General features: G+C 42.3%; 8 protein-coding genes. All 8 read right to left on the bottom strand.

What is annotated here, in order from left to right; genetic code table 11:
• Positions 1-5 precede the first annotated feature (5 nt).
• Positions 6-845 (bottom strand): sulfite exporter TauE/SafE family protein, encoded by an 840-nt coding sequence (locus ACT3RN_RS14245; protein WP_192519606.1) that lies wholly within the window; start codon positions 843-845, stop codon positions 6-8.
• Between the two features lie 101 nt (positions 846-946).
• The gene (gene ccoS / locus ACT3RN_RS14240) at positions 947-1183 is read right to left on the bottom strand and encodes a cbb3-type cytochrome oxidase assembly protein CcoS (protein WP_192519607.1); all 237 of its coding nucleotides are present in this window, start codon (positions 1181-1183) and stop codon (positions 947-949) included.
• A 139-nt stretch (positions 1184-1322) separates the two neighbouring features.
• Positions 1323-1880, bottom strand: a complete 558-nt coding sequence (locus tag ACT3RN_RS14235) for a YdcF family protein (RefSeq protein ID WP_225739193.1) — start codon at positions 1878-1880, stop codon at positions 1323-1325.
• A gap of 220 nt (positions 1881-2100) precedes the next feature.
• On the bottom strand, positions 2101-3246 hold the full coding sequence (gene murB / locus ACT3RN_RS14230) for a UDP-N-acetylmuramate dehydrogenase (RefSeq protein ID WP_192519609.1): 1146 nt from the start codon (positions 3244-3246) through the stop codon (positions 2101-2103).
• 93 nt (positions 3247-3339) lie between these two features.
• Complete coding sequence (locus tag ACT3RN_RS14225) at positions 3340-3837, bottom strand: low molecular weight protein-tyrosine-phosphatase (RefSeq protein WP_192519610.1); 498 nt, start codon at positions 3835-3837, stop codon at positions 3340-3342.
• Positions 3838-4135: 298 nt separating this feature from the next.
• On the bottom strand, positions 4136-4555 hold the full coding sequence (locus ACT3RN_RS14220) for an RNA-binding S4 domain-containing protein (protein ID WP_192519611.1): 420 nt from the start codon (positions 4553-4555) through the stop codon (positions 4136-4138).
• A gap of 101 nt (positions 4556-4656) precedes the next feature.
• On the bottom strand, positions 4657-5301 hold the full coding sequence (locus tag ACT3RN_RS14215) for an FMN-binding negative transcriptional regulator (RefSeq protein ID WP_192519612.1): 645 nt from the start codon (positions 5299-5301) through the stop codon (positions 4657-4659).
• 28 nt (positions 5302-5329) lie between these two features.
• Complete coding sequence (locus ACT3RN_RS14210) at positions 5330-5674, bottom strand: excalibur calcium-binding domain-containing protein (RefSeq protein WP_444518739.1); 345 nt, start codon at positions 5672-5674, stop codon at positions 5330-5332.
• Positions 5675-5713 lie beyond the last annotated feature (39 nt).

The following is a 5713-nucleotide window of genomic DNA, read 5'->3' as shown; positions in this document are numbered from 1 at the left end:
AAGCTTTAGTGAGCATGTTCCATCGTTTCTTGACTCATATCGTGCATACTATGATCCATACCGTCATGATGGGTCTCATCATCAGATGGCATCATATGATGGTTGCTATGGTCCATAGTGTCACTCATATCCATATGGTCTCCATGCATATGAGACATATCATGCCCACCATGCATAGTGGACATTGCTATTGGTACGACAGCGATAGCCAAACCGGATATTACCATGACAGCGCCATTTAGTTGTCTTAAGCGAAAACGCCCAATTTTGTCACGCAACCAACCAACTGTTTCGTGAGTAGCAACTAGCATAGGTACTGTACCTAAACCAAAAACGAACATAAGTGCTGCGCCACTTAATGGGTTGTGAGCAACAACTGCAATCAGCAGAGCGCCATAAACTAAGCCACAAGGTAAAAACCCCCAAAGTAAGCCAGCGGTTAGGGCACGTGGAAAGGTGTTTAGTGGAAATACTTTTTGGCGAAGTGGGCTCAGGTATTGCCAAAAACGCATGCCAAAACGCTCTAACTTATTTAAAAATGGTGCGCCAAGCATAGTCACACCAACAAATACTAATACCAAGCCTAATAAGATGCGCGGTAGACTATTTCCCATCATTAAAGGTTTGAGTACAGTAGTACCAATCAGTCCAGCGATTAAGCCTAAAAATGCATAACTGGTCAAACGACCTAAATGATAGGTGGCGATAAGGGCACGGCGTTTAGCAGGGCTGGCATCTTTCATTGACAATCCAAACGCTGTCACAAGACCACCACACATGCCCAAGCAATGCGGTGAGCCAAAAAAACCCATTAGTAATGCCGCAATGAGTAATGCTGTAGTCATGGGTTGCTTCTCCTAAAAATAGTAACAGACGAACCTAATTAGATGATGGGTATACGATAAAAACATAGCCGTAAGTCATGTATAGATAAGATAACTTAAGGCTAGATTTTTGGATTATTATCAGTATTACTCATTTCATCATGAGCTGTATCAGTAGGTGTTGGGTGATCATGAGCTTGTATGGTTTGCCTACGCTCTTGACGATCATCTAGTATAATGCGCTGTGATGCGTTGTCTAGATCTTCAAATTGGTTTGACTTTACAGCATAGCGTACCGCCCAAATGGCAACCACAAATAACATAAGACTTAGTGGAATTAATAAGAATATACTGAGCATAAAATGTCTCTTAAATTGCAATTTCTTTGGGCATTATACACCTATTATGAATGTGGTGATGGTTTGTGATGATGAATGTAAAGTGATAGATAGCGAGGACAATGACAATATAGTATGCACTTTACACATGTGCCTAGATTTATTCACTAGATGTCTTTGTCACACTCCCTCTAGGCGTTAATAGTTGCTGTGACGTAACCTCTTGGGCCTGACGACAGTCCATCTGCGGACGTATCACATCACGTAAATAGGCAGCGACTTCATAAACAGCACGTCTTGAATGCGTTAAGTTCTGTGCCGGTTTTTTCCAATCACGGTTGACGGGTAAAGGCGCATCTATTGGTGTGCTATTGATGCCATTAAGCGCAAATTGTCTACGAGCCCGTGCCATATGATAGCTGTCAGTAATCAAATAAACATGTTGTAGTGGAATACGTTTGGCAGTAAAGCGTGCATTTTCGCAGGTATTCATACTGGCATTTTCGCTTATTAATCCATCGATACCGTGTTCGATAAGCCATTGACCAAGCCAAGGCGCTTCAGCACCACTGAGTACGATGGGCAGGGGTAAGTCGTGATATGCACCAGCAGCAGTTTGGGCACGATTGAGACTATAGCTGTTGAGTATGATTTGATTGTTATGGTCATTGGTGAGTCCACCACCTAATACCACGTAAGCGGTAGGAGGTGAATTCATGGCCGTCCCAGATATATGAGGTAGGGGTAGGAGCGTAAACAAATACACAATCGATTGTGAAAATAGTGGTGTAAACAAACTGATTATGATGAGGATAACGGTTGTTGAACCAAGCAAAAAGGTGATGTTGATAATATGAAATAGCCTCATCATACGTTCAGCTGAGCGTAAGTAATACCGCCATAAACGTTTAGATAGTAGCCGCTTAGACCATGAATATTTAGGTCTCATGCTCGTCATACCTTATAGAGCCATCGGTATTTACCCAAACGGGTTCACGTGATAGCTGAATGGCAAATTTATCATAGACTGTATTGGCGATATATCGCTGAGCTGTTGCTACTTGTTGTTGGGTTGCTTGTTGGGGCTTATGATTGGTAAGTACCAATGCTTGCTGCTGATGAGTGACGATTGGGGCAACACCACCGCCTTTTAACCCCGCATGCTCAATGAGCCACCCAGCCGCGACTTTCACCTGATTGTCAGCCATGGAATAGCCAACCATCGTAGGGTAGGTGTTTTTTAAGGTGGTAAATTGCGTTTTCTCGATAATCGGGTTCTGGAAAAAACTACCACAATTGGCCAGATTTTTGGGATCAGGAAGCTTTTGCTGGCGAATCTCTATAATGGCGTGCATTACGTCCATAGGCGTCGCTTGTGTGCGGCCTTGCTGTTCAGCGTAGCGTTGTGCTGCTGCCTGTACATCACCATAATCAGCTAAAATTCTGCTGGCATCTGTATGTAATCTGAACCCCACACGGCTGATAACCCATGTATTTGGTGCGCGCTTAAACATGCTGTCGCGATAGCCAAATTGGCAGTCATTAACCGTCAATTGATGCCATGTTTGGGTGGGCAAGTGATAGGCACGTACGTATTGTAAGTGGTCTTCTAATTGGACACCGTACGCACCGATGTTCTGTACAGGCGCTGCACCAGCCAGCCCTGGTATCAGTGCAAGATTCTCTAGCCCATACCATCCTTGACTGACCGTATGTGTCACCAGGTCATGCCAGTTTTCACCAGCCATCACTTCAATATCGACATGACTGTCCGTTTGAGCCATCAACTTAATACCGCGCATCTGTGGTTGCAGTACAATAGCATCTAGCTGAGCTGGCAGTAGCACATTGCTACCACCTGACAGTACCAATAACGGCTTCTGTTCAGCGTGGTTCTTTACATAACCTGCCATGAACGTATTAAGCTGCACCTCGTCCGTCAATGTCACGACCGTATCGGCGATACAGGCTAATGCCATAGTGTTGCTATGTGACAAATCGACTGAATGACGTTGTAATACGTTGGCTGGCAAGTCAGTGTTAGCCAGATTAGAGTTTAGGTCAAGGCGAGAAACTGAGGTCATAACATAGCCTATAGGGCAAATAGATAATAATTTACATGATGCTCATCATAGAGGATGCAAGATGTAAAAATAGGGGCGATACAGCTTTTAGCGTTAGCGAGCTTTCCAACTTTCAATCCAAGCTTGTGCACTTGATTCTATACGCTTAATGACTTCTTCAAACATATCTTCACCGCCTTTGTAAGGGTCTGGCACGTCATCGCCACCATAAGTTGGATCTTCTTCGCTGAATAAAGCCAGCTTGGCGCTATTACTCTCAGTATCTGCTAAGTCATTCTCAATGGCTTGTAAGTCGGCTAAGTTTTGGGCATCCATTGCTAGGATTAAATCGAAATTACGAAAGTCATCTTCGTTTACTTGGCGGGCAATCAGTTTGTTGATTTTATAGCCATGAGCTTTGGCATGACGTTGCGCGCGTTCATCAGGTGCATGACCAATATGCCAGTCACCAGTACCTGCAGAATCAACTTTTATGGATAATCCGGCAATGGCTGCTTGCTGGCGAAAAATCTCTTCAGCTGTTGGAGAGCGACAAATATTGCCTAAGCAAACCAATAATACAGATGATGGCGTACAGGTTTTCATTATCATAGTATGACCTTGTAGAACAAAAAAACATGCGATAAGAGACCAGCATTATTAGTACGGCTTTTATCAGCATGTTATTGAGTAGGTAAATCGGCTGTCATCGTAACGATTAATGCTTAGAATGGCAAGAGTATAGCCTAAACAATATGATCATCTGATACAGTAATGTTTATAACAATAATCATAAAAACAATATTCATAGCAGTACTTTTTATATGATTTCGCCATATGGTCATCTTCACGTCATGCTGGTTATATCTGCGCTTAGTGCTCTTATATTTAAATTGTCTTTTGTTATTTACTATTGATTGTTTTTGAATCGTTGAAGATCGCGGCGCTCTTTTTTGTTGGGTTTGTTATCAGGGCGTGCAAGATTGGCAAGTTTGCGCTGTTCTGCATAATAAGCACGGCGGTTTATACTTTCTTCAGTTTCTGAATACAATATTTCGGCAGCTGTGGCATTACCACGCTGTGCGCTCAAGGCTTCGACGATGACGGTCTTTTCTGTCATGGCAGTTGCCGAGCCTTGGCGAATGGTTAGCTCATCACCGACCGAAATCTCTTTACTGGTTTTTACGCGGCTACCAGCATAATGTACACGTCCACTTTCGATGGCTTGCTTGGCAAGGGTGCGTGTTCGATAAAACCGTGCTGCCCATAACCATTTATCAAGACGTATTTTAGTCAGTTCTTGATTTTTATTATCCTTGTTATTTTTCATAAAAGTAACTCTATTTTTATTTAAGTTTATTTAAAATGAGATTAGGGCATATTTTCTGATTTCAAATAAGCTTTTAAGTTGGCAAGCATAACGAGCTTAGGTTAACGATTATTATGGTTTGTAACCTTGACGGCCATTGCTGTGGCTTCATTTGTATTTAACGCTTTCAAGCCACTTATTACTCCTGAGAGGTTTTCTGCTGTTTCGTTTTGGCTCAATTTAAATTGAGCCTGTATGGATTCTATGTTGAGTTTAAAACCAATTGTGCCTTGGCACATAGCATCTATATAAGTGATGGGAGCATCTGCTAATGACCAAGGGTTGTCTGAGATGATTTCTTGCTGCGCGGTCATGGTTGCTAGTATCCATTTCAGCGTATCAGTGTCATGCAGCAACTCGATTTGAGATTGGATATGCACACTTTGATAGTTCCACGTGGGGACTTTTTTATGGGTCTTTGCTTTACTGATATACCAGTTGGGACTGATGTAATGCCCGGAATTTTGAAAGATGACTAACCATGAAGTATCTGGTAACACGTTTTGATAAATAGGATTTTTGCGACCCAAATGACCATACAGACATCCGTATTCAGAGAAAGGGTTGTCGCTATGCCAAAACAGAGGTATATGACAGGCTTCGATACCATCCTTGGTTTGGGCAATCAATGTAGCTAATGGGTGGGCTGTGATAAAATCAATAATGTTTTCTAGGTCTTCTTCGGCGAAAGTTGTAGGAGTATGCATTGTATTCTCATTTTATGTTTGATAAAAATCAGTTACACCACAGCTGCTCACAGGGTACTCCATCATGATTACCATCCATTTTAGTGTTAGGACAGTGTTGTATAAAGTAGGTTGCTTCGGCGCATGAGGTCATTTGAGAGCAATGCTGTCGCCCGTCACATGAAAAGCTTTGTGTGGTTACTGGTTGTGACGTTAATGTTGGGTTTACTGTCGAGGCCGATGCTGAACCGAGATCAACGTAGGTTGGCGCTATATCCTCAAAGTCAGTAGATGTAAAAGTGGAGTTAGTCGAAATATCAGATGTAACATCAGAGGTCGATGTACTTATTGAGTTTTTGGGTTTGATAAGCCTATATCCTACAATTACTAACACTAGCAACAATATGAATACCAAAATTTTTTTTAACACTAT

It is taken from the genome of Psychrobacter sp. AOP5-GZ1-6, from assembly GCF_052376345.1.
Lineage (GTDB): Bacteria > Pseudomonadota > Gammaproteobacteria > Pseudomonadales > Moraxellaceae > Psychrobacter.
This window is presented reverse-complemented; position numbering and strand designations above follow the sequence as displayed.

What these genes read in the sequence shown, in the direction of transcription:
- ACT3RN_RS14235 (WP_225739193.1), bottom strand. Translation starts at nt 1,880, where the DNA reads ATGAATTCACCTCCTACCGCTTACGTGGTATTAGGTGGTGGACTCACC.
- murB (WP_192519609.1), bottom strand. Translation starts at nt 3,246, where the DNA reads ATGACCTCAGTTTCTCGCCTTGACCTAAACTCTAATCTGGCTAACACT.
- ACT3RN_RS14245 (WP_192519606.1), bottom strand. Translation starts at nt 845, where the DNA reads ATGACTACAGCATTACTCATTGCGGCATTACTAATGGGTTTTTTTGGC.
- ccoS (WP_192519607.1), bottom strand. Translation starts at nt 1,183, where the DNA reads ATGCTCAGTATATTCTTATTAATTCCACTAAGTCTTATGTTATTTGTG.
- ACT3RN_RS14215 (WP_192519612.1), bottom strand. Translation starts at nt 5,301, where the DNA reads ATGCATACTCCTACAACTTTCGCCGAAGAAGACCTAGAAAACATTATT.
- ACT3RN_RS14225 (WP_192519610.1), bottom strand. Translation starts at nt 3,837, where the DNA reads ATGATAATGAAAACCTGTACGCCATCATCTGTATTATTGGTTTGCTTA.
- ACT3RN_RS14220 (WP_192519611.1), bottom strand. Translation starts at nt 4,555, where the DNA reads ATGAAAAATAACAAGGATAATAAAAATCAAGAACTGACTAAAATACGT.